This window comes from Streptomyces sp. NPDC048353, from assembly GCF_055587165.1.
On record NZ_JBVJGU010000003.1, the window covers coordinates 317,210 to 341,482 of the forward strand.

Below are 24,273 nucleotides of genomic sequence, written 5' to 3' on the forward strand. Positions count from 1 at the left end.
CGCGGGGAGCACGGGACCGGCGGGAGGCGGAGCGCCCGCGGGGAGCACGGGACCGGCGGGAGGCGGAGCGCCCGCGGGGAGCACGGGACCGGCGGGGGTCGAGCAGTGGGCCGCCGCGCTGGCCGTCGCCGTCGTCCGGCCGCCCTGGGTGGCGTTCCTGTCGGCGGGCGACTGCTTCGGCGCCGTCCTCACCCGTGAGGCGGGCGCGGCCGAGCGGTGTCATCTCGTCCTGCCACCGCCCCGCCCCGACGGCCCGCCGCCTGCGTTCCTCACCTCCCCCGGCGCGCGGTTGCGGCTGCGGACCTTCGCCGTGTGGGAGACGGAGCTGGCGGGCGTGGTCCTGGCCACCGACGGCTGTGCGCCCGCCGCCCTCGACCACCCCTCCTCGCGCGGACTGCCGGACGAGGTCGGCCCGCTGCCCTCGGCGTCCTTCTTCCCGCCCCTCGCCGAGACGCTGCGGCGCGGCGACGGCGACGCGGCCGCGCTGCGCGCGCTGCTCTCCGGGCCCGCCGCGGCCCGTACCGGCGACGACCTCACCGTGCTGTGCGCGCTGACGGCGGCGGAAGGGGACGGTCCGTGGTGGTGAAGGTGGTGTCGCGCGGCGGCCGCGAGTGGCTCCTGACGGAACGGATCGGCGGCGGCTCGGAGGGCCTGGTGTACGCCGTCGGCGACGACCGCGCCCTGGTGGCGAAGCTCGTCCCCGACCCGGCGGACCGGGCGGCGTACCGGCGGCGCGTCGAACGGCTCGTACGGCAGCGGCGCGAACCCCGTACCGTACGGCTGCTCGCGGGCGCCCCCGTCCGGCTCGCCTGGCCGATGGTTCCGGTGCGGACCGTGCGCGACGACGTCGACGGCTATGTGATGCCGGACATGCGGCGCGACTTCCGGCCCTTCGCCCGGCTGCTCTCCCCCGCCGGACGGCGGGCGTCGATGCCGGACGCCACCTGGGCGACCGCGCTCGCCGCGGCCGAGGCGCTGGCCCGGCTGCTCGCCGAAGTCCATGCCGAGGGCTACGTCGTGGGGGACCTCAACCCCGACAACCTGTGGGTCGACGAGCGGGGCGGCACGGTCGGGATGGCGGACGTGGACTCGTGGCAGTTCACCGACGGCCGTGAGCTCTTCGCCGGACGCATGCGGACGCCGGGCTACACCGCGCCGGAGCGGATCGGCGCGGACGCGGCCGCCGCCGCGGCACTGCCGGACGCCTCCACCGACGACTTCGCCCTCGCCGTCCTCGCCCACCAGCTCCTCATGGCCGGGCTGCACCCCTTCGCCGGGCATCCGGCGGACGGCTCGGACTATCTCTCCCTCGACGACAACCTCCTGCGGGGCCGGTGCCGTCTCCTCGACCGCACGTCGGTGGTCCTCCCCCGTTCGGCGCCGCCGGCCGACCTGCTGCCGCGCCGCCTCACGGAGCTGTTCCGCGCGGCGTTCGGCGGTCGCCGGCCGCCCGCGGCCGTGTGGGCGCGGGAGCTGGCGGCCGCCCGCGCGAAGGGGCGGCTCACCGTCTGCGCCAGCCGCCCCACGCACGTCCACACCGTCGAGCGACCGTGGTGTCCCTGGTGCGACCAGGCCGTGCGCGGAGCGGAGAGCTACCCCGGTCCGTCGCCCCACGGCGACGGGACGGACCGGTCATGACGGCGCCCGGCACGCTCCTCTCCGTGGCCCGGACGCTGGACCGCTGCACGGTCCTCGGGCCGGGTCCGCGCGCCGTCGTGTGGGTGCAGGGGTGCCCGTTGCGCTGCGCGGGGTGCGTCGCGGCGGAGACCCTGCCGTTCGAGGGCGGCACCACCGTCCCCGTACGCGAACTCGCCCGGCACCTGGGGGCGTTGACGGACGTCGAGGGCGTCACGCTCTCCGGCGGCGAGCCCTTCGCCCAAGCGGAGGCGCTGGCCGAACTGCTCGACGCCGTACGGGAGGAGCGGCCCGGGCTCACAGCCATGGCGTACTCCGGCTTCCGTCACGAGCGGCTGCGGCGGGGCACCCCGGGGCAGCGGGCCCTGCTGGACCGGCTCGACCTGCTCGTGGACGGTCCGTACGTCGCCGCCCGGCATGGCGCCCTGCGGTGGCGCGGCTCGTCCAACCAGCGACTGCTCGCCCTCACCGGCCGCTACGCCGAGGAGGTCGCGCGGGTCCTCGCCGAGGACGACACGACCGCGGGCGTCGAACTGTCGGTGGGCGCCGACGGCTCCTTCTCCTGGGCCGGGGTGCCGCCCGTACCGGGGTTCCGGGAGGGCTTCGAGGAACAGCTCATGGCGCGGGGGCTCCTGCCGCGTCCCGACGGCCGGAAGGGGTGAGTCCACGTTGAGACGGCGGATGGCGGCGCGCCGGGCGGGCGCGCGGGGCGGCGCCGCGACCGGCGGGCAAGGTTCCGGACAGGGCCGAGGGCGTGTCCGGCGGGAATCGGGGTCCGGGCACGACCGCGGACGGGCCCGGAGAGCATCGGCGTCCACCCGAAGGGCCACGGCCCCGGCGGGACGTTCCGGACACCATCTTGGGAGGGGACAGCGATGAGCGGGTCCATCATGTACAGCCCCGTCGCCCTGGATCCGGGCTTCGCGGCGCTGCAGTTGGCCGTGCGGGCCTCACGGGCGGCGGCCCGGCGGGCCAGGGAGCGGGAGCGGGCCGAGGAGCGGGCGGCGCTCGCCGCCGAGCGGGCACGGCAGGCGGAGCAACGCCGGGAGCGGGCCCGTGCCGAGGCGGAGCGCCGGCGGGCCGAGGTGGCCGCACGGCGGCAGGCGCGGCTGGACGCGCACGCGGCCGACACCCGGCGCGAGCGCGGGCGGGCCGACGCGCGACGGCTGGACGAGATCGAGCGCCTCGTCGCCCCGCTGCGCGCCTCCGCGGAGACGGCGACCGCACTGGCGCCCGTCGAACGGCGGCTCGTGGAGCTGCGCGGCGCCGTCGGCGGCGAGGCCCCGCTCGGGGCGGAGATCGAGGAGTTGCGGGGCCGGGTCGTCGTCCTCGTGCCGCACGGCGGGGTGGCCCCCGCCGACCGGACGGACCGCGGGGAGACCGTGCGGGCCCTGGAGCGCCGTCTGGAAGAGATCGCCGCGGACGGGGAGGCACACGACCGGGAGGGCGCCCGCGAGAGCGCCGAGCTGCTCGAACGGCTGCGTGCGGCGGCCGGCCAGGGGCAGGACATCCGCTTCGAGGCGCTGCTCGGCACGGTGGAGCACGCCTTGAACCGGCACGCGGCCGCCGTGGCCCGGGGCGTCGAGGGGGACCGGCGGCGTGCGGAGGAGGAGGCGCGGCGCGTCGAGGAGGACGCGCGGCGCGCCGAGGAGACGGAGGCCCGGGCGGCCGAGGAGGAGCGCCGTCGGGGCGAGGAGGCCGAGGCGCGGGCGGAGGCACTGCTCGCGGCGCTCACGGAGGCGGCGGACCGGTTCAAAGTGGTGGAGCGCGGGGCCGAGGACGCCGTACGCGACGCCGTCGACCTGGCCGACCCCGAACTGGCGGAAGAGCTGGAGCAGGCCCTCCGCGCCGTCACCACCGCGCTCCAAGGCCGCCGCGCGGACGCGGCCCTGGCCGCCGTGGCCGGACTCGAACGTCTCCTGCCGACGGCGGAGGAACGTCTGGACGAGCTGCAGCTCGCCCATGCCCGGCGCGGCGAACTGGCACGGGCGCTCAAGGACGCCATGACCGACGCCGGTCTCGACTTCGCCGGAGGCGAGGACCGGGGCGAGCTGCTCGTCCTCTCCTTCGAACGCCCGAGCGGCGCGGTCTACGAGGCGACCGTCGGCACGGGCGCGGACGGGACGGCGGTCCTCACCTATCACGTGGACGGCGAGGCGGACATGTCGCCGCGGCCGTCTGCGGAGGGTGCCGTCTGCGCCCCGGAGGAGCTCCTCGACCGGGTGCACCGGGCCATGAACGGCGAGGGTTTCGTGCCCGGCGAGCTCACCTGGGACGGCAAGCCCCCGCGCCGCCACGCCCGCGGGCTGCCGGGCGACGAGACGGGGAGGACGCGATGACCGGCGTCGACTGGGGAAAGCCGGAACAGCCGGAGCCGGCGGAAGCGATACGGGTCGAGCCGGAGCCGACGGAAACGATACGCGTCGAGCCGGAAACGGCGGAAGCGATACGGATCCCGGAAGAACCGGCGGAAGCGACACGGGTCCCGGCCGAGCCGGCGGAAGCGCTACGGATCCCGGCCGAGCCGACGGAAGCGATACGGGCCCCGGAAGAACCGGCGGAACCGAACCGGGTCCCGGCGGCGGGCGGGACGCCTCTCGCGGGCGCGCCGGGGCCCGAGGGGCCAGGGGGCGGTCCGACGTCGTCCGAAGGGCCCGCCGCGGCCGACGGGATGATGCCGTTGTGGGCGGTCTCCCTCGGCTGGGAGCTGCGGCGCGGCCGGCAGGTGATCCTGGACGGCCGGATCCGGGACCGGTGGTGGTTCGACGACCGTCCGGCGTCGTTCCGGGAGCTGATCGCCGGAGTCCTCCACGCCCGTGGCGCCGAGGTCGTGGGCTGGTGGGACCCGGTCGACGGGCTCACCTTCCCGATCCCCGGGCATGCCGAACGCTTCGACACGCTGGTGGCGGCGCTGCCCCGGACCGCCCGGGCCGCCGACGCGCCACCGGCCGCCGCGTCCCCGGACAGCGGAACCCGGGCAGGGGCGTCCGCGTCCGACGCGGCGCCGCCGCCCGCCGCCGAGACCCGGCGGGGCGAGGAGCGGCGCCGGGGACAGGCCGGGCTCTTCGCCCCGCGCTCCGCGCGGCGGCCCGCGTCCTTCGACGACGTCACCGCCGTCGTACGCCGGCTGGTCACCTCCGCCGACGCCGCCACCGCGTTCGTCTTCCAGGACGTCGACCACCATCTGCCGCCCGGCCAGCCCGAGTCGTACCTCGGCTGGCTGCGGCTGCGAGCCGCGATGACGGACGCCGTCGCCCCGCGCCCCGGGCCCGGCGCCGGCCCCGCCCCGCACGCCCGGAACGCGGTGCTGTGCGCGGTCGGCGACGTGGGCCGGCTGCCCGGCTGGTTCCCCCTGGAGGACCCGCGGATCGCGACGCTGCACGTCGGACCGCCGGACCCGAGCGAGCGCCGGCTCTGGCTGTCGCTGCTGCGCCACGAGTTCCGGGGCGCGGCCGATGCCACCCGCGCCGAGTTCGAGGCGCTGGTGGGCGCGACGGACGGGATGGCCGGCTGGGAGATCGACGCCCTGGCGCGGACGTCCTGGCTGCGCAACTCCCCCGTGCAGAAGCCCGACAAGCTGATGGAGCAGCACCGGCTCAACGTCAGCGTGGATCCCTGGACCCAGCTGGACCGGCAGGTCGTCGGCCGGGCCGCCACGGTGCTCGGCGGGCGGGTCGTCGGACAGCAGGCGGCGGTGGAGGCCGTGGCCTCGGCCCTGCAGGCGGCGTTCGTGGGCGTCGACTTCGGACACTCCGGCACCGACCGTCCGCGCGGCGCGTTCTTCTTCGTCGGCCCCACCGGCGTCGGCAAGACCGAACTGGCCAAAGCCGTGGCCGAGTTGGTCTTCGGCGACCAGAGCGCGTACGCCCGGTTCGACATGAGCGAGTACCAGCAGGAGCACGCCGCCGAACGGCTGGCGGGCGCGCCGCCCGGCTATGTGGGGTACGAGCAGGGCGGCGAGCTGACCCGCCGGGTGCAGGAGCGCCCCTTCAGCGTGCTGCTCTTCGACGAGATCGAGAAGGCGCACCCCAAGGTCCTGGACAAGTTCCTGCAGATCCTGGAGGACGGGCGGCTGACCGACGGCCGCGGCCAGACGGCGTACTTCTCCCAGTGCCTGATCATCTTCACCTCCAACACCGGGGCCGACGCCGTCCAGGACCTGCTCGCCGAGCGGGGGGACGAGCTGCCGTACGCCCTGCTGGAGCAGCACTTCACGCGTGCGGTGGAGGAGAAGTTCCGGGACATCGGGCGGCCGGAGATCTACGGCCGGCTGAAGCCGGGCGTGGTCGTCTTCGACATGCTGCGCCGCCGGCACATCGTCCGGATCTCCGACCGACTCCTCGCCCAACTGGCCGAGTCCGTGAGGGAACGCCACCAGGTCGAGCTGGTCCCCGACACGGCGAGCGTCCACCCGTGGATCACCGCTCGGATGGCCGACCCGGAGCGCCAGGCGTACGGCGGACGGCAGATCCGCAACGAACTGGAACGGCTGCGGGCGGCGGTCGTACGGCACTTCATCGAGCACCGGCCCTCGGCGGGCGACCGGCTCCGTGTCGGCATCGCGGACGACGGGACGCCCCTGGTCGCACCGGACACCGGGGCGACGGCGGGACCGGACGGGGCGGGGAGGTACTGAGCGTGTACGCCATCGACATCGGCCGCCCGCACGGGCGGATCGGAAGGTGGGGGCCCGACGGGCGCCCGACCGTCACCACCGTGCCGCTCGACCCGGCCCTCGCCGCCGACCCGGCCGCCGCTCTCGCGGCGCTGCTCGCGGCCGCGCGGGAGAGCGCCGACCGTGCGGACTCCGGGGGAACGGAATCCGGCGCCGGGGATACGGCGGTGGCCCTGGCCCTGCCGGTCGGCGACGGCGGCGACCCGGAGGACGGCGCAGGCGAACGGGAGCAGGCGCTGCGCCGGGCCGCCGAACAGGCCGGCCTCAGAGTCGCCCATGTGGTGCCGGAGGCGGTCGCCGCCGCGCTCCACTACGGCGCGGTCGTGGAGGGCGTGGACCGCACGGTCCTCGTCTGCGACCAGGGCGCCGGCACCCTGGATCTGACCGTCCTCGACATCGCCCCGCACCGCACGGTCCACGTCGCCGCCACCCGCCGGCTCCCGGTGCCCGCAGGCGACTGGGACGGCGGGACGCTCGCGGCGGTGACGGGGTTCTGCGCGGACGCCCCCCGGCATCCGGACGCCGTCCTGCTGGCCGGCGAGCTGCCGGGGGCGCCCGGCACCGCGGACCGTCTGGAGACCGCGCTCGGACTCCCGGTGCGCTGCCACGAACCCGAACTCGCGGTTGTTTACGGCCTGTTGGCGCTGTTCGACTTCGGGGCGCTGCGGGTGCGGTACGGCCAGGACGGTTCCCGGGCCCCCCGGCTCCACGCGCCGGAGCCGCTGCCCCGGCACCACGTCGAGGACCCCGAGCCGCCGGCCGCGTACCGCTACGAGGACCCGGAGCCCCCGGCCGCGCCCGTCGCACCGGAACCGCCGGCCCCTCCCGTACGCGCACCGGAAGCCGCGCGCACACCCGTCCCCGGGCCCGTACCGGAGCCGCCCCTCGACACCGACCCCCCACGCGAGCCGGGGCCCGAGCCGGGGTTCGATCCGGGGTCCGAGGCGGTGGCGGAACCCGGGTCCGGGCCCGCTCCCCCGTCGGCACCGGAGCCGCCGCCCGCGGCCGCGCCCGCCGGGGCCGAGGGTCCCGTACGGAACGAGCCTCCCGCCGAGCCGTGGCGCGACGCCGGGCCGGGGCCGGAGGGGTCCGCGGAAACGGCGGGTGGCGCCCCGGGCGCCCTGGTCGCCGTCCCCGTCGAGGAGCTGCAGGCACTGCGCCGGGGCGCGCATCTCCTCGTCCTGTGGGCGTGGCCGCCCGGCGCCCGTACCGCCCGCGTCCGCTGGCGGGTCGAGGGCGAGACCTCGGCACGCGGGCCGCTCTCGGGGGATGTGCGGTGCGGCCGCCGGGAGTACGAGCACGACGGCGGGCTGGACCTCACGGTGGGCCGGGGGGCGGTGACCCTGACGGTGGAGGCGCTCGTGGCCGACCGGGGCGTCGACTGCGAGGGAGCGTCCTCGCTGCTGATCGACGCGGAGCCGCCGGTGGTGGAGTACGAACCGTCGGTGCGCAGGCGGCTGAAGGGGCGGATCGCAACGGTGACGTTCACCTCCGAGACCGCCTGCGAGCTGCCCGCGCTGCGCATCGTCCACGGCGTGGGCCGCTACCGCCCCACCCGCATGTCCGACGGCGCCGTACTGCACGAGGTGCCCGCGCAGCGGCTGACCGCCCGGCAGCCGCTGGCCGTCGAGTTCCCCTTCCCCGCCACGCGGGACACCTCCTGGCTGGTCTGTTTCCCGGCCGACGCCGACGCCGCCGCCGACCAGGGCGTCGACGTGCGCCCCACGGCCCTCCACCGACTGCGAGTGACCTGAATGGCCAGACGAGTGACCTGCCCGTACTGCTACGACACGTTCACCGTCCGGGAGATCGCCTTCCGCTGCAACAGCCGGCAGAGCCGTACGCAGAAGCGGTGCGTGCGCCGCCGCGACCAGGTGCTCGCCGACCGGATGGGCCAGCGCGGCGAGGTCGGCCCGGTGTTCACGGCGGACGGCCGCCGCGCCACGGCGGTGTGCCCCGACTGCGACGGCGAGACGACGTACCGGATCTGCCCGGTCTGCCACTCGACGCTGCCCGCGCAGTTCGGGACGGTGGAGAACCGGATGATCGCCCTGGTGGGGGCGAAGGCGTCCGGCAAGACGGTGTACATGACGGTGCTGCTGCACGAGATGATGAACCAGGTGGGCGCCGACTTCGGGGCCGCGCTGGTCGGCGCGGACGACGCCACGATGCAGCGCTACACCTCCGACTACCAGGACCACCTCTACACGGGCCGGCGGATGTTCCTCGGCACGCGGACCGCCGTCGCCAACGACAACCGTGTCGAGCCGCTGGTCTTCCGGTTCGGGCTGCGGCGCAAGGGGCTGTTCGGCGAGCGGCCGCAGCACACGGTGCTGTCGTTCTTCGACACGGCCGGCGAGGACTTCAACTCCCGCGAGAACGTGGAGCTGAACACCCGCTATCTCGCCAACGCCGACGGCATCGTGCTGCTCCTCGATCCGCTCCAGATGGCGGGGGCCCGGCCCTCCGCCCTGCCCGGCACCGCGCTGCCCGGATCCGAGGGATTCGACGCGCCCGTCAACGTCCTCGGGCGGGTGACGAACATGCTGCTCGCGTCGCGGGAGCGCAGGTCGGGCGCCAAGATCGACACTCCGGTCGCGGTGGTCTTCACCAAACTCGACGCCTTCTGGCACCTGTTGGAGAAGGGCAGCCCGCTGCGCGCGCATCCCCCGTCGGGCGGCCGGTTCGACGTGGAGGACAGCCTGAGCGTGCACGAGGAGGTGCGGCAGCTCCTGCGGGAGTGGGACGGCGTGCCGATCGACCGGATCCTCGACAACACGTACAGCAGGTACCGCTACTTCGGGGTCTCCGCCCTCGGCCACACGCCGACGCCGGACGCGCGGGTGGCCAGTACCGGCATCCAGCCCTACCGGGTGACGGATCCGCTGCTCTGGCTGCTGAGCGAGTACGGCTCGGTGCCGAGGACGGGGCGCGGATGAGTCCGGGGGCCGACGGGGCGGGATCGCAGCCGGGGGCCGGCGGGGCCGGGTCGGGGGCCGGTGGGGGGCGGTTCCGGCAGTTGTACTACACGTCGTGCGAGCGGGGGCTGAGCGGGTTCTCCGGCTTCCAGTTCAACGCCGTCAGCGCCGGGGTCACCACCGAGACCATGCACGCGGTGGAGGCCCTCGCCGGCTACGATCCGCCGCGCTCGCTGGTGGAGTCGGAGACCCCGGAGCAGCTCGCGCGGTGTCCGGTCGCGTTCTCCTTCGTACGGGAGGAGGCCTCGGGCGGGCCGTCGGACGCGGGGGCGGCCGGCGGGCCGGCGGCGGCGCGTCCCCTCGGGGCGGGGGCGACCGCGGTGCACGTGCGGTACGTCGGGCGGGATTCGGCGCGCAGGTTCGGCAACTACTTCGCCCACGCCCTGCACACCGAGGACTTCGCCGCGGCCGGCGGCGGCCTGCTGGCGATCGAGCTGTGGGACTCGCCCGTGTGGACGACACGGGTGGCGCAGGAGTCCGAGCTTCCCCCGCTCGACGCTCCCCCGCCCCGCGGGCCCCTGAACTCCCGTACCGTCCAGGCGTTCCTGCGGGCGCAGCCGGACGCCCACCGGTTGACGGAGCTGCTGGCGGCGGTGTTCACGGCGCTCGGCGAGGACCGTTCGGTGGTCGTGGTCGACCGGACGACGGACCGGATCGCGCACTGGTTCGCCGCCGTCAGCTATCTCCTGCCGCCCCCGCTCGCCCGCCGACTCTCCTTCTCCACCTATCTCTTCCGGCCGACGCGCGGGCGGCTGCACCTCATCGGCTGCGTGCCCGAGGCGAAGCCGGAGATCGGTCCGGACGACCAGGACGCCTACACGCTCTTCGACTTCGCCGCGGGCCGCTTCCCCGACGGGGTCCCGGTCCACCACCTGGTGCGGCTGCTGACCCGGATCGGGCTCGCGTCGATCCGGTCGGTCTGGTCCTGGGCGGCGGAGTACACCCACGGCGGTGAGCGGCACCCCGGGGACTGGCATCCGCCCGTGGCGGCGGCCGCGGCCGGCGGAGGCATCCCGCTCGCGCCGGAGGACGTCGCGGCCGTCCTCGACTGGCTGCCGACGGCCGACCACCTCGGAGCGCGCCGCGCCGTGGTGGCCCGGGACATCCGCCGCTCCCGACCCGACCTCTCCCAGGCGCAGTTGCGGATCCTGTCGGCCGCCGCGCGGGCGGGCGGGGACACGGCGCTGCACCGCGAACTCGAAGGCGCGCTCCAGGAGTCCCGGATGCGCGCCTACCTCGCCGGTGCCGACGACGTCGTGGCGCCCGTACCCCTGGCGGGGACGGAGGAGCGCGAGCGTGCCGTACGGCTGTGGCGGTCGCTGCTCCCCGAGGCGGGGGGTGTACGGCAGCGGGTGCGGCACCTGCTGTGGGCGTACGGGGCCGGGCTCGACCTGCCCGGCGACGTGCTCCGGGAGACCTGCGGCGAGCTGGCCCGGGTGCTCCTGGAGTCGGCGACCGGGCGCTCGCCGGACCCGGCGCTGCGGGGCGAGGTCCGGAGGCTGCTGCGGACGTCCGGGGTGTTCAGGGGTGCGCTGGTCGCCGCCCTCGACGCGCTCGTGGCCGGGCGCGAGGGCCATCACCAGCTCTTCTCCCAGTTCCCGGCCGACCTGCTCGACGCCCGGGACCTCGAGGGGCGGCCGGTCCTCCAGGAGCACCACTGGCTGGCGCGCGCCGAGCGCGAACCCGGGCGCGGCGTGGAGGTGATGTTCCGGATCCTCGCCCTGCGCGGCCAGGACGTCCCGGACCCGGCGCTGCTGCGCGGCCTGTGGCGGCAGCCGCCCTGGACACACCGCGAGGCGATCGAGATCGCGCGCCGGCTGCCCGGCGGCGGCAGGGCGGACGCCCAGGCCGTCCTCGGCGCGTGGTTCGAGCGGACGGTGCTGCGGGAGGTCGTCGACGAGGCCCGGCTGGCCGACTTCCTGGAGCTGTGCGCCGTCCTCGCCGCCCCCGAGTGGCGGCCCTGGCTGACCCCGGACACCCGGGAGACCGTGGAGCAGGCCCTCGCCCTGGCCCGGCTGCTGCGCGAAGCGGACGACGCAGGCCGGCTCGCGGACGCCTTCGCGGGCCCCACGGCCTCGCTCCCGGCGCCGATCAGGACCCTGCGGGACCTGCGGCTCGTGGACGCGCTGACCCGGGCCCCGGCCGACCCGCGGCGGGTGCCGAGGATGGTGGGCGGGTTCGGCTTCTCCCTCGCCGACCGCTATCTGCGGGCCGTCCTGGACGCGACGACGGCCGCCCCCCGGCACGGCGCCCGGCCTTCGGGCCGCCGCGCGGTGGACAGGGTCCTGCTCGGCCACGTGGCCGGGCTGGCCCTGGCGTACCAGGACACGGCACTCCTGGACCGGCTGCCCCACCAGCACCGTCAGCTGGTCGCCGATGTCTTCGCGCACGCCGTGCGGCACTGGCCGGCCGAGGACGTGGAGCGGCTCGCCGCGACCGTACGCCCGATCCTTCCCTCGCTCGCGGACGGGATCACGGAGCAGCGGACGACGGAGCGCAGGAAGGGCGTGCGGTGGCTGCCGCTCGGCCGGGGACGGCAGGGACCGACGGACCGTCCGGGCGAGGGGTCCGGTACGGAACCGCGGAGGGGGCGGGAGGGGGGCGGGGGCCCGGAGCGGCGTACGGGGCCGGGGCCGGGGGCGGAACCTGGGGCGGACCGTCGTGCGCGGCCCGGTGCCGACTCCGGTACCCGCCCTGATACGCGGCCCGGTGCCGACCCTGGTCGTAGCCCTCGGACCGGCCCCCGGACCGGATCGGAGGATTCTGATGGGAATCGGTGACCTCGGGATGTCGGCACTGTCGACTCTCCTCGCCGTGCTGCTCGGCGCGGCGCTGCTGCTGGGCGCGTGCACGGCGGTCGTCCGCGCCCTCGGTCTCGTCGGCGAGCTGCTGTGGCGGTACGCCCGGCTGGTGGTCGGGGTGACGCGGCGGCGGACCCCGGAATTCGAGACCATCCCGCCCCACCGGCCACAGGACGAGCCGGTGCCGGCCTACCGCAACTACTTCTTCGGCCCGGCCGCGCGGGACCTGCGCCAGTTGCTCACGCTCGGGCCGCGCGTCTACGGCAGGGCGGTGGGCGACCGTTTCCGTACCCTCGCCCAGGAACGGTTCACCCAGGCCCGGGAGCCGGGCGCCCTGAAGACGGCGCACGCCCTGGCGCTCTGCGTGGGACTGGCGGCCGGAGCCGCGCTCGCCGTACCGCTGATCGTCCTCGCGCTGCTCGTGCACGCGCTCGCCGTCCTGCTCCTCAACGGCGCGGCCCGCGCCACCGCGGGCGGCCTGCGGGCGGTCGACCGGGGGGTGCTGACGGTGCGGGGGCTGCGCCGGGGCGTGCTCTGCCCGCACTGCTACGACCGCGTGCCCTACCCCTCGTACGCCTGCCCGCGCGAGTCCTGCCGGCGGCGGCACAGCGACATCCGTCCCGGGCGGTACGGGCTGTTCCGCAGGCGCTGCGAGTGCGGTGAGCGGATGCCGACGCTGGTGATGCTGATGCGCCGGCGGAGCCGGCTGCCCGCCTTCTGCACCCACGCGCGCTGCGGCAAGCCGCTGAACCAGGACGCCGGGCACGCGCGGGAGATCGTGCTGCCGATGGTCGGCGGCCGGGCGGCGGGGAAGACGCAGCTGATGGCCGCCATGCTGATGTCGCTCGAGGACGCGGCGGGGGCGGGGGGCCCGGCGCTGCGGCTCGCGGACGACGAGACGACGGCCAACTACCAGGTGCTGCGTGAGGTCCTGGAGATGAAGGGCCATACGCGTGCCACGCAGAGGACGCTGTTGCGGGCGCATTCGGTGGTGCTGGGGAAGGGGCGCGCCGAGCAGCTGGTGCATGTCTTCGACACGGCGGGCGAGCAGTTCATGTCGGGAGAGGACGCCGACGCGCTGCGGTACGTCCGGGCCGCCCGCACCTTCGTCTTCGTCCTGGACCCGCTGGCGGTGGAGGCCACCTGGCAGCTCCTGGAGGAGTCGCCCGCGCCCGCACCGGACCGGACCCTGGCCTCCACCGACCCGCCGGACGTGATCTTCGGGAACTCCTCCCAGACGGCGGCCCGCCTCGGCAGACAGGGGCGGCTCCCCCGGCTGGCGGTCGCGATCAGCAAGACGGACCTGCTGGCGGAGCACGGCCTGCTCCCCGACCGCCTCGACGACAGCGCCGCCGCGCGCGAGTGGCTGGCCGGCCGGCTCGGCCTGCGGAACCTGGTGCAGGCGATGGAGCTGGAGTTCGCGGAGGTGCGGTATTTCTTCACGGCGGCGGTGACGGTCGAGGAGGGGCGGGTGCACGCGAGCGTCGGCCGGTTCGTGGACTGGTGCCTGGACCGCCGTCCGCGACGGTGACGGCGGGCGGGCGCTGCGAGGTGCCGACGGCCGGGACCGGCCGGGGCTGCGCGCGAGCGCTGCGAGGTGCCGACGGCCGGGGCTGCGCGCGGGCGGCCTCCTCGCCGTCGGCATCCACCGGCCCCGAGAACGTCACTCGGCGGGCGCTTCCAGCCCCTCCAGGCTGTCCATGAACGAACTGACGGAGAACACCGCGCGGCCGGGACCGGCGGGGCCGTATCCGGGCGGCGAGCTGAGGCCGAACTCCTCGAGCGTCGCGCGGTAGGTCTCCAGGAGACGGATGTGGTACTCCAGCGGCGCGCCGAGCGGGTTCGCCTTGCCCAGGGGCGTGGTGGGCTCGGGGCACCAGGTGGTGAAGCGCGGCACGACCCCGTTGGACATGAAGAACCGCAGCCCCTCGGCGGTGGAATCGATCGCCTCGCTGACCTTGGTGAACCCGAACGGCTCGGCCATCTCGATGCCGGCGACGAAGTTGGGGATCACGTTGCGCGGCCCGAAGATCTCGGTGGAGTCCAGGATCCGGCGGTGCCACTCGTCGCGGCCGACGTAGCGCTCCTTGCCGGGGCAGTGCAGCTGGAACAGCCGGCGGTCCCACACCTCGAAGTTGGGGTGGTAGATCCGGATGCCGTAGTCGTGGAACCGCTGGACGGCGTCGCGGGGCAGCGCCTGGGCGACGACCTTGCCGATCCAGCGCCCGGGGAAGCGCTCCTCGATGGCCTTGGCGTAGTGGCCGTAGAAGTCGGCCTCGTCCCGGCCGCCGACCTGCGAGGTGATCGATCCGCCGGTGAGCGTGTAGGCACGGGAGGTCCCGGCGGTGTCGTACCGGTCGATGATCTCCAGCGCCTCCAGCACCTCCTCGACCGGCTTGACCCCGGTGTAGGGGCGGCCGGCCGCCTTGTGCTGGCGCCAGTTGTGGTTGATGTCGCAGAACTGGCACTCCTCCTTGGCGCCGAAGTACTGGCACACCCGGAAGACGGTGAGATAGACGAGGTAGCCCCACTGGATGGTCGGGGCGACCTCCATGACGGACTTGCCGTTCGACAGGGTGTGCCGGTAGTACTCCGGCATCGGAGGCAGCCCGACGTCGGCGATCCGCGTCCCGTCGAGGTACAGCCCGAGCGCCCCGTCCTCCCCGGCGCGAACGACGTACGGCGAGTCGGGATTGACCCGCACGGACACGACGGTCCGCCGCAGGTCGTAGGGCCCGCCGGTGAGCACGATCTCCTCGGGCGGCCGGTTGAGCGCGGCGGCCCCGAGCTCGGGGAGGGTGCGGTGGTCGAAAGAGAAGATGAAGTACGACTTCGGCTTGACGTCCCCGGATCCCCCGTCGGCCGTCCCACTGAGCGCGGACTCGTCGAAGGCCATGCCGCCCCGCAGCAGGTCCTCCTTGATCACGGCTTCCCGCGGCACGTGCGGAAAGCGGCCCATCAGTCCCTCGACCAGCGCGGTACGGCTGAGGCTCTCCATGTGCTGCTCCATCCCTGACTCCGTTGAGGATCACCTCGAAGGGTATCTCCGCCCGAATCGGACGGGGAGCCGGGTTGCTGACCAGTGGGCGGACGCCGGGCCGGCCCACCCGGGAAGGGCCCGGTGCGCCGCCCGGACGTCGAGCCCCTGGCCGGTGAAGTCGTGCAGCGACCTCAGTGCGGCAGGTCTCCGATGAAGGCGCGCGGTGGGAGCTGTGGAACCTCTGCCAGACCGGCCGCCCGCAGCCACCGAGCCATCTCATCGTCGTGGACGCCCACACTCGTGGCGCGCGCGATGCTTTGAGCTGCGTGCGGAACCTGCCCACCATCGCGACAGATCAACTGCAACGGCCACGCAGGGTAGTCGCCAGGCCTGCCGTCAAACGGTACCCAGTTCCATGGCGCGGAGTACGTCCACAAGCGGCCCTCGCTGTCGGCCACCTCGTCACCGGACTCCAAGAACGCATATGGCCTGAAGACCAATGCCGACTCGATTGGCTCCTCGCCATTCGGGTCCACGGTGAAGCCGATCTCCTCTGCGTGGGGCGGAAAGGAAACCCCATGAGAGACCAGGGACACGTATGCGTGCGGACGAGGCAACCAGCCGACATCCAAGGGATCAGAAAATCTCTCCACATGTACCACATACGCGACAGTGGCCGGCATTCCGAGTTCACAATACCCCCCCACTTCGAGGGAAGAATCGGACGAAACGATCTGGAACGGCTCCTCGTCCCAGCCTTCATCTCCGACGTTTCGCGGGATCGCTCGCGATCCGTTCCACTGCATCTGCGACTCGGGGTCGATTCGATTCCAGGGCCATCGAACGGAAACGTACTCCGCCGACAGGCCGGTTACCTCGACCGTCTGCGCCGGACACTCCATCACGACGACGTCCCCGGCACGGACGCTTGCAAGCACCCCAGCACGCCCGCGATCAACAGCGTTACCCATTGTGTCAGTCCCTTCACGGTCCGGAGGACTATCCTATGCCTTGTCGCGAGAGGGCAGATCATCGCTCCGCGATACAAACCTCCGCGTACAGGCCCGACACTTCAACTCGGCAAGAATTGCGCCGCGTCTTTGCGAATAAATGGAAACGGCCCGCCAGACCAGCTGGCGGGCCGTCACCTCTATCACAGACGAGGCGTTAACTGAAGAAGCGGAAGCTTCGGACGCGATGCGTGGTCTGGCCGTTGCCCGGCCGAACCTCGCCGAAGGGTGCTCCGCCGCTCGCGAAGATCAACACTCCGCACACTGCACGACAGATGTTGCGAGACGCCCCGCCTTGGACGGGAGTCGCCCCCAGTGCCATAGCTCCGAGTATGACGCGCTGTTCGGCGTGCAGGCTTCCCGGAACAAGATCAGGACCGATGTGGAACTCGTCGTCGTTGAGCGCCGTGATCTGCGCCGGGGTCAACCCCTCTTCGCCGTTTCCGGCCACAAGTCTCCTGACGCCCGCTCCAGGGATCTCTACATCCAGAACGGCGACGGTGTGGATGTCGAAGTTCGCCTGACTCGGCTCTGCGTTGTTGATCTGAGACGCTCTCGCCGCTTGCGGCTCATTGCAGTTGTGGACGAGAACCGAGGCCGCCGCAGCCAACACGTAGTACGTGTGGAGGTCGGAGACCGTCAGGTTGTGGACGGCTGCCTTCTGTGCAGTCCACCGCTGAATCGCGGTGATCTGCACGTAGGTGCCGGCACTGGTCTGCAACCACTGGCCCGACGCGAGGTCCGTGGCAGTGATCCACTTGCCCAGCTCGGGGACCCAGAAGGGGTGACCGTCGGTCGCGGTGACCTGCGCCGTCTTCGCGCCGGCCGCACCGTCCGTGTCGATCGTCACCCTGACCAGGCGCTTGAGGCCTTCGCCCTTGATCTCAGCGGTAACCGTCTCGGAACGTGTCTCGCCCGTCTCCGGGTCCGTCGAGACGACCTTGTCGCCGGTCTTCACTTGCTCGATCGGCTTGCCCGAGCCGTCGGCCATCAGCACCTTCGTGCCGGGCACGAAGCTGTTGCAGGTGCCGCCTTCCTCGGCCTTTCCGGAGCCGCCGCTGCCGCTGGATCCACCCTTGTTACGAGAGGAGCCACCGGAAGATCCGCCAGGCTTGCTGAGGCTTGTCTTGCCGCCGCCTCCGGAACCCTTGCCGCCACTCTTACCAGCTGAGGAAGAGGCCTTCGGCGCCGCTTTGGCCTGAACCCGCTTCTGGACCGGGTTGCCCGTCTTCTTCTTCTGGGCCAACGCTCGGTCGGCGATTCTCTTTGCCTCTTCGGCTGCCTTCTTCTTCGCCTTCTGAGCGGCCTCCTTCTTGGCCTTCTCGATCGCCGCCTTCTTGGCCGCGAGTGCTGCCTCTTCGGCCGCCTTGGCGGCCTTGAGGACAGCTTCGGCGGCCTTCTTCGCCGCCTTGAACGCCTGGATGGCGTCGATAGTGCGGTTGACGGCCTTGAGGACGGACGGGATCTTGCCGAGCTTGGTCCACGGGATGGCGCCGATGATCAAGCTGCCGCACGACCACATGTCACCGCCGAAGCAGGCCATGGCGTCGTTGATGCCGATGAAGTCCTTCAGCGTCTCCCAGGCCACGGCGAGAATCACCGAGGTCAGGGACTTGCCCATGGTGGACTGCGCCTGCGCGACCTGCGCCGCGGACAGACCCGCGCCGGCGAGCGCCGCTGCCTTCTCCGACGCGGTCAGGCTGATCGCCAGACCGGTCGGGTCGGCATGTGTCACCGGGTTGTTGTGAGCGTAGGCGTACCCGTTGGACTGCAGCGGGTCGTTCGGGTCGAGCATGGGGTCGGCGGACAGGAACCGTCCGACCACCGGGTCGTAGAGGCGAGCGCCCAGCGGCTGGTAGCCGGAGGCATCGTCTCTGGTCTGGCCCAGGAAACCCTTGTGGGTCTGGATGTTGGAGCCGACGGTGTCGGCGGCACGCTGGTTGCCGAAGGGGTCCTGCTTCCTGACCCGGACCGGCTGGCCGCTGTAGAGAGCGACCTCAACATAGACGCTGCCCTGGTGATCCATCGCCAGGGCGACAAGTGTTTCACCGCCCGTACCACTCGCGTAGCGCATGACCGCGCCACCGGGGGTGGTGTAGGTGCGCTCGGTGCGGATCAGGACGCCGCCCTGCTGCACGGTCACTTCGGCCTCGCCCAAGTGGAGCGTGGCCTGCTTGCCCTGGATGGTCAGCAGGCGTGAACCGTCCGGGCCATAGATATGACGGGTGTCATTCTGCGGCGACCACAGCTGCGCCGTCGAAGTGCCGTTGCAAGTGGCCAGGACGATCGCGGTGGCGTTGACATTGGCGCCGTCCTTGACCGCAAGGCACAGACCGGAGGCGACATGGTTCAGCTGACCGGCCGCCGTCCGCTTGAGTTCCTGCGTGGCAGTGCCGTTGCACTTCTGCAACTGGACCGCTGAACCTGCGGTGTTCGCTGCGGGCTGCAGACACCACGTGTCGTAAACCGACAAGGTGCCCAGGTTCGGGTCCGTCTGCGGCGCACTGTCACTACCCGGTTTGGGCGTGAACTTGAAGTTCTGCGCCACGGTGCCGTTGCACTGATAGAGCTGAATCGGCTGGCCTGCCGCAGCGAGACCGGACTTGAGGTCGACGCACTTCTGGCCGAGACCCACGTACGGAGTCTTGCCCCCGTTGCCCTGACCGGTGATCCGGTCGACCTTGCCGTCGATGGTCCAGGTCAGCTCCTGCTTGTCACCGTTCTCGAGCGAGGTGACCGACTTGGTCTCCCCGGTGAGCTCGTACAGGCGTGCTGCTTCGGCCTTCACCGCCGCGCCGGCGGGGGTCGTGTACTTCTTCGACACCTTGGTCAGCGTGTGCGGCTGTTCCTTGGTTGCACCCTTGCCGTAGGTGTAGTCAGTGACCGCATCCTTGGCGGTGGCACCGGTCAGGTCCTTCTCGGTCAGCTTGGTGCGGTTTCCGAGGAGGTCGTACTCGTACTCCTGCCAGTAGCCGGAACCGTCATCACCTGCCGACACGTTGAGCGTGCCGTCGGTGTTCTTCGGCGAGCTGCAGGCGGTCTCGTCCTTGGAGGTCCAGGCCGACTTCAGCTGACCCAGCGGGTCGTATACGAAGCACTGACGCTCCGCTACCGGAGTCGACTTCTCGTGGATCGAGGTGACGTTTCCGGCCGGGTCGTAGGTGTACGCGCGGTTGGAGGCCAGGTTGCCACCAGCGGCGCCACCGGGATTGTGTTCCCGATAGGCCGTCTGCTCCTTGAGCTCGCCACTGCCTTCGTCGAACAGATTCTGCGTCCACACGCGGTAGGGCTGCGAGCCCAGCGTGGAACGCACCACCTGTCCATAGGGGGAGTAGACGGTCTCAGCGCCGTACCAGTCTTTACCGGAAACCGAAAGCGGAAGGCCATCCTTGTCGTGGCGGACGACCATCTTCTCGGCCTCAAGCTTGCCGACCGCTGGCAGAGCGGCCTCCTCCAGGAGGCCCGTGTCCGTGTAGGAGTATCCGTAGGTGTAGTCCTTGGCCAGGCCCCAGGTGTCGGCAAGCGACTGCGGCAGGCTCAGGGTCGTGGACGTCGGGTCGTAGTCCTTGGTGTAGCCGTTGACCTTCTGGGTGTAGGCCAGGCCGTCGGTGTATCGGGTGGCGGTGGCGGGCTGTCCCTTGCCACCGTTCGCGGTGTCATAGGTGTAGTCGGCCAGCAGAGTGCCGGCGGCGTCGTTCGCACGCTGCTGCTTGGGCCTGGACAACTCGTCGTAGCTGTTCCAGATGACGCCGCGGGCAGTGGCGACCGTCAGGACGCGGTCGCGATGATCGTAGGAAGTCCGCGTGGTCCCCGAATCGGGGTCGGTGGCGGTCTCCATCCGGCCACGGTGGTCATACGTCCACGACCACGGGTGAGTCGGGTCGGCGGAGTTGGTCGCCTTCACCATCTGGCCGCGCGTGTCGTACTGGTAGCTCGTCGAGGTGAAGCCGCCGGGCGCCGCCGGGTTGAAAGTGTCCGTGCGCACCGTACGTCCAAGCGCATCTGTGTAGACGCGGTAGGACGAGGCACCCTGCGGGTTGACGACCTTGGACCAGTCCTGGCCGTACTCGTACTTGGTGGCCCGTTCCGGGTAGGCCTTGGAGATGGTCTCGGTGGTGTTCGGGTCGACCCACTTCATATACGGGGTCTCGGTCACCACACGGCCGAGGCCGTCGTAGGTATAGCGGGTGATGTTGGGGATGGCAGTGTCGGCGAGCGGGGTGAAGAGCTCGCCGGGCTTAGCTTCTTGGGTGAGGTAGGCGTTGTTTGTCTGGAAGACCTCGCCCGCACTGTTATAGAGGGTGTCGGTGATCAGGTGGCCCTGGCCGCCGGTGGCCTCCTCCTGCGTCTGCCGCTCACGGCCGAGGCCGTCGTAGAGGGTGACCGAAGTCTCGATCCGGTCCTCGTGCCCACGGGCGTACGTGGTCACGTAGGGAGGCTTGCGGATCTCGCGCTCGGCGTCCTCCGGGTCCACCACCGGCTTCGGAATCGTGTACTCGGCACGGAAGTCCGGCACCGTAGTGGTGGCACGGCCTGGAGCCCATGCTTGGGCCAGGCGGCCCAGCGGATCGTACTTCGCCTCGCTCACATGACCGTTGAGGTCGATCGTCTTCAGCGTTGTCGCGCGGCCCGGCTCCAGCTCCTGCACCTGGGTGTGGCCCAGCGGGTTGGTCTGGGTGACCTTGAAGACCTGACCTGTGGGTGGGTCAAAGGCGATGGTCGACGACTTGCCGTCCGGATCGGTCTGCCTGATCACCCGGCCGATGGCGTCGAAGCCCTTGGTACCGGTGGTCTGGAAGCCGGAACCGTCCCCCTTCAGTGACCAGGTTTCGGTCGCCAAGCCTCGGGACGATGCCGCGAGAGTCGTACCGTAGGCCGTGCCGTCGTAGGCGATACGAGTGGCGCCGCTGAGCGTCGACACGTCCGCGAAGTTGGCTGCTGCACAGTTCGTCGGCGAGTTCAGAACCTGCTTGGACAGACCGATGATGTTCCTGTCGGTCTGGTGCAAGTACTCCATCCTGGTGCAGGACTCGTCGCCGGTCTTGCCCGTGTCACCGAAGGACTCGACCTGCGTGGGCAGACCGTAGGTCGGCTCGTAGGTCGTCAGCGTCCGGACCGTGCGCTGCGTACGCGGGTCGTCGGCGTTCGTACCGGATGACTTCGTGTACGCGATCTCTTCCGGCTCGGTGACGCGCCAGGCCTTGAGGTCGGTCAGGCCGTCCTCGCGGTCGCGGGTGCCGAGCAGTGTGGCCTCGAGCTTGGTAGAACTGCGGGTCAGCCAGTCGGTGTCGGCCTTGTCCGCGCTCGTGTAGGAAAGCTCTTCGGCTATCCGGCCGGCGAACGGCTCCTTGTCCTTGGCGATCTCGACGCCGTGGACGTCCTTGACCGGGACGGTGTCGCCCATGCCGCGGTAGTAGCGGGTGACCGCCTTCGTCTGAGGTGCGTCGACGCCGGGGGTGTTCTCGCCCGTGGAGCCTTCGCCGCTGTCCGCGTCCGACGGCTTCGGACCGGTCAGGACAGCGGTCTGCTCGAAGCCCGCGAACTGGGAGTACGTGCGCGTGGACTTCTTGCTGAACTCCTGCTCGGCGAGCTTCCAGCCGGCGTTCTTGTACTCATAGAACGTTTTCGTGCCGTACGAGCCGGACACGTTCGGGAGCTCTTCGATCGACTCGACCACGTACTTGTGGAACCAGTCGATCTCCTCCTTCTCCGGGTCCGGGCTCCAGTACGACGGGTAGCAGAGGCGGTTGTTCGCCTTCAGACCGGTCGTGTCCGCCTTCGTCGGCAGGCCGGAGCCGGTGGCGCACTGGCCCTCGATCGGCTTGTAGGTGACGAAGGTCTCGCCGCCGTACTCGTTGATCACACGGGCGATGCGCAGGCGGGAGAAACCGGGGCGGCTGGGGTTGAACGCCTTGACCCGGTTGGGCATGTCCTCGGCGTTGGACTCGAAACGCACCGAGTTCAACGTGACGCTCGCGTCGGTGGAGCCGTTGCGGGCGTAGCCGGTGCGGGTGACCGACTCCAGCCACAGGGCCGTGTTCGGGCCGGTCTTCAGCGAGGCGAAGCTCTGGTCGAGCTTGTACTCGTCCACGACCTGACGCGCGGTGGTGTCCGTGCGGCGCTGGGCCGAGGTGGTGATCTTGTCCAGGCGCTTGCGCGTCCAGAACGTCGGACCGGCGTTCCAGCACTTCTGCTTGTACGTCGAGGTGACCGCCGCGCAGCGGAGGTCGGCCGGGGTGTCGTACCAGATGCGGTACTTGCCCATGTCCTTCGAGGCGAAGTTCTCCTCGACACAGGTCAGCGTGCCCTCGGTGAAGCAGCGCTCCTCGACGGAGAAGTTCACACGAGCGGGCGCGGGCGCCGAGAAGATCGAGTCCTTGCGCTGGCCGTAGTCGATCCGCGTCAGGTAGCCGTCGCGGTGGTACTCGACCGGGGCCTTGAAGTTGAAGTTCCGCGCGTAGTAGTTGACATCGCGCTTCCACCACAGCGACATGGCGTTGCCGTGGATGTCCTCGACGTAGTCGAGGTTCCAGCGCCAAGCCTGGTTACAGAAGGAGTTCTTCCAGTCGCCGGCCTTGTAGCAGGGCTCGCCCGCGTGGTTGCCGTACACCGGCACCGCGAGGACGGAGTCCGTGTACGGGTCGTCGGCGGCGGTGCCATTGTCCGACCAGCCCGGCAGCTTGTTCAGACCGAAGTGGTACTTCGTCCCGTCCTTGGTCGTGACGACCCAGTACTCGCCGTCCGCGTCCTTCATCCCCGAGCGCGGGTCCTTGGACGTGTCCTTGAGCCGCTCGATCTTCGAACCGTCACCATTCGCGGTGAACCACGTGCCCTTGCCGGCGTCCCACACCAGCTCGGTCGTCATGCCACCCAGCGACAGGGTGGCGTTCTCCGAGCCGTAGCACTGGTCCGCCGTCTTGTGGGTCGCGTTGTTCGACCCCGCACGCTTCGAGTCCTCGCGGCAGTTGGCGTACGTACGGGTGATGGAACCCGCGTTGTAGTCCCAACCGTCACCGATCCAGGAAGCCTGGTTGTTCGTCGCCGACGTACGGCCGTCGACCGACTGGGACGAATAGCCCAGACCGATCTTCGGCATCAGACCGCCGGCCGTCTCCGGCACCTGCACCTGGTAGTTGTACGTGAACGCACCCGACGAGGATCCCGCCGACCACGCACCCGACGACAGCAGCGGCGAGGCCGTGAAGTCACCGGACACCGAGGAACCGGTGTCCATCATGCCGACCGCGTTGCCGCCGGTCGTCGTCTCCGCCGAAGAGAAGGACGCCTTGCGCGCCGAAGCGCCGGTGCTTCCCTCTTCCAGCAGCTTCGCGACCGGGATCGTGCCGGTCAGGACCTTGCGGGTCTTGGCGTCCTTCGCCGCGGTGGTCTTGGTGGGGGCGTCCTTGGCCGCCACCTCCTCCACCGAGGACTGCAGCCGCTCGAAACCGGTCGACTCGTCCTTGCCGCCCGCCATGGTCGTGGTGCCGTCGTCGGCACACTCACCCGCGGTCGGATCCGAGTACACGCACTCCGGCAGCAGCGTCAGACCGAAACGCTCGGCAGCCTGCGGGCCATAGAGGTCGGCGAACCCGGTGGTGTCGACGCTCAGCGCGACCTGCGCGGCCGGGTCGACCCCGGCCGGAGGCGTGACCTTCATGATCATGCCGGGCACGCCGGCGTCCTGGGACGCCTCGACCGGCTTCAGGTCGACGCTCCACTGACCGGCCAGATCCGCCGCATTGCCGCCCTCGGGGACACCGATGGCGACGGGCAGGTTCTTGGTGACCGGGACAGTGGTGCCCGGCTCGCTCGTCGCCGTCAGCGTCGCCGTGCCGAGATCGGCCACCCACGGGGTGACGTTCTTCGGCACATACGGCGTGACCGGCACCTCAGGCGAAGTCGTCAGCGCCTTTTCGGCCGTCACATCGCCTTCGAGCTCGGTGCTCTTCGGCAGATCCGGCAGGTCCACCTGCGCCGTCTGCTCTTCCCGGCTCATGCCGTCGCCGGGGATCGCCAACGCCTGCGAGCTGAGGCTCGTCACCGTCAGCATCGAGGACAACAAAAGGACGGTCGCCGTGCGGCTCAACCGCCGGCGCCGTCTTTGTGACTCCGTCACGGCTAGGCGTCCCCGCCCCAGCCATGACGGTGGACCTGAAGAACGCATTGCGTCGACTCCCACCCAGGAAAAAACAGA

The 24,273-nt window shown here is 71.8% G+C and carries 12 protein-coding genes; 9 read left to right on the plus strand and 3 right to left on the minus strand.

What is annotated here, in order from left to right; all coding sequences use genetic code 11:
• The 9 genes from ACZ6RC_RS11845 to ACZ6RC_RS11885 form a co-directional block, all read left to right on the plus strand.
• A partial coding sequence (locus tag ACZ6RC_RS11845; protein WP_469581407.1) for a protein phosphatase 2C domain-containing protein occupies positions 1 to 586 on the plus strand: 586 nt, incomplete at its 5' end.
• A complete protein-coding gene (locus ACZ6RC_RS11850) occupies positions 577 to 1,638 on the plus strand; it encodes a hypothetical protein (protein ID WP_469581410.1) in 1,062 nt (353 codons plus the stop codon). The genes ACZ6RC_RS11845 and ACZ6RC_RS11850, both read left to right, overlap by 10 nt.
• Positions 1,635 to 2,297: a 4Fe-4S single cluster domain-containing protein gene (locus ACZ6RC_RS11855; protein WP_469581413.1), complete on the plus strand. Its 663-nt coding sequence runs from the start codon at positions 1,635 to 1,637 to the stop codon at positions 2,295 to 2,297. Before ACZ6RC_RS11850 ends, ACZ6RC_RS11855 begins: the two co-directional genes overlap by 4 nt.
• Positions 2,298 to 2,510: 213 nt before the next feature.
• A complete protein-coding gene (locus tag ACZ6RC_RS11860) occupies positions 2,511 to 3,974 on the plus strand; it encodes a hypothetical protein (protein WP_469581416.1) in 1,464 nt (487 codons plus the stop codon).
• Between the two features lie 197 nt (positions 3,975 to 4,171).
• A complete protein-coding gene (locus tag ACZ6RC_RS11865) occupies positions 4,172 to 6,271 on the plus strand; it encodes an AAA family ATPase (protein ID WP_469582807.1) in 2,100 nt (699 codons plus the stop codon).
• Between the two features lie 2 nt (positions 6,272 to 6,273).
• On the plus strand, positions 6,274 to 8,064 hold the full coding sequence (locus tag ACZ6RC_RS11870; RefSeq protein WP_469581419.1) for an Hsp70 family protein: 1,791 nt from the start codon (positions 6,274 to 6,276) through the stop codon (positions 8,062 to 8,064).
• The gene (locus tag ACZ6RC_RS11875; RefSeq protein ID WP_391134807.1) at positions 8,065 to 9,249 is read left to right on the plus strand and encodes a TRAFAC clade GTPase domain-containing protein; all 1,185 of its coding nucleotides are present in this window, start codon (positions 8,065 to 8,067) and stop codon (positions 9,247 to 9,249) included. It begins immediately after the preceding gene.
• Between the two features lie 80 nt (positions 9,250 to 9,329).
• The gene (locus ACZ6RC_RS11880; RefSeq protein ID WP_469581422.1) at positions 9,330 to 12,068 is read left to right on the plus strand and encodes a GTPase-associated protein 1-related protein; all 2,739 of its coding nucleotides are present in this window, start codon (positions 9,330 to 9,332) and stop codon (positions 12,066 to 12,068) included.
• Entirely contained in the window at positions 12,055 to 13,620 is a 1,566-nt protein-coding gene (locus tag ACZ6RC_RS11885) for a TRAFAC clade GTPase domain-containing protein (protein WP_469581425.1), read from the plus strand. Before ACZ6RC_RS11880 ends, ACZ6RC_RS11885 begins: the two co-directional genes overlap by 14 nt.
• Before the next feature lie 132 nt (positions 13,621 to 13,752).
• Here ACZ6RC_RS11885 and ACZ6RC_RS11890 read toward each other — a convergent pair whose 3' ends face one another.
• The 3 genes from ACZ6RC_RS11890 to ACZ6RC_RS11900 form a co-directional block, all read right to left on the minus strand.
• A complete protein-coding gene (locus tag ACZ6RC_RS11890) occupies positions 13,753 to 15,087 on the minus strand; it encodes a radical SAM protein (protein WP_453612283.1) in 1,335 nt (444 codons plus the stop codon).
• A gap of 173 nt (positions 15,088 to 15,260) precedes the next feature.
• Entirely contained in the window at positions 15,261 to 16,040 is a 780-nt protein-coding gene (locus ACZ6RC_RS11895) for a hypothetical protein (protein ID WP_469581428.1), read from the minus strand.
• A 196-nt stretch (positions 16,041 to 16,236) separates the two neighbouring features.
• A complete protein-coding gene (locus ACZ6RC_RS11900; protein WP_469581431.1) occupies positions 16,237 to 24,129 on the minus strand; it encodes a polymorphic toxin-type HINT domain-containing protein in 7,893 nt (2,630 codons plus the stop codon).
• Between the last annotated feature and the right edge of the window lie 144 nt (positions 24,130 to 24,273).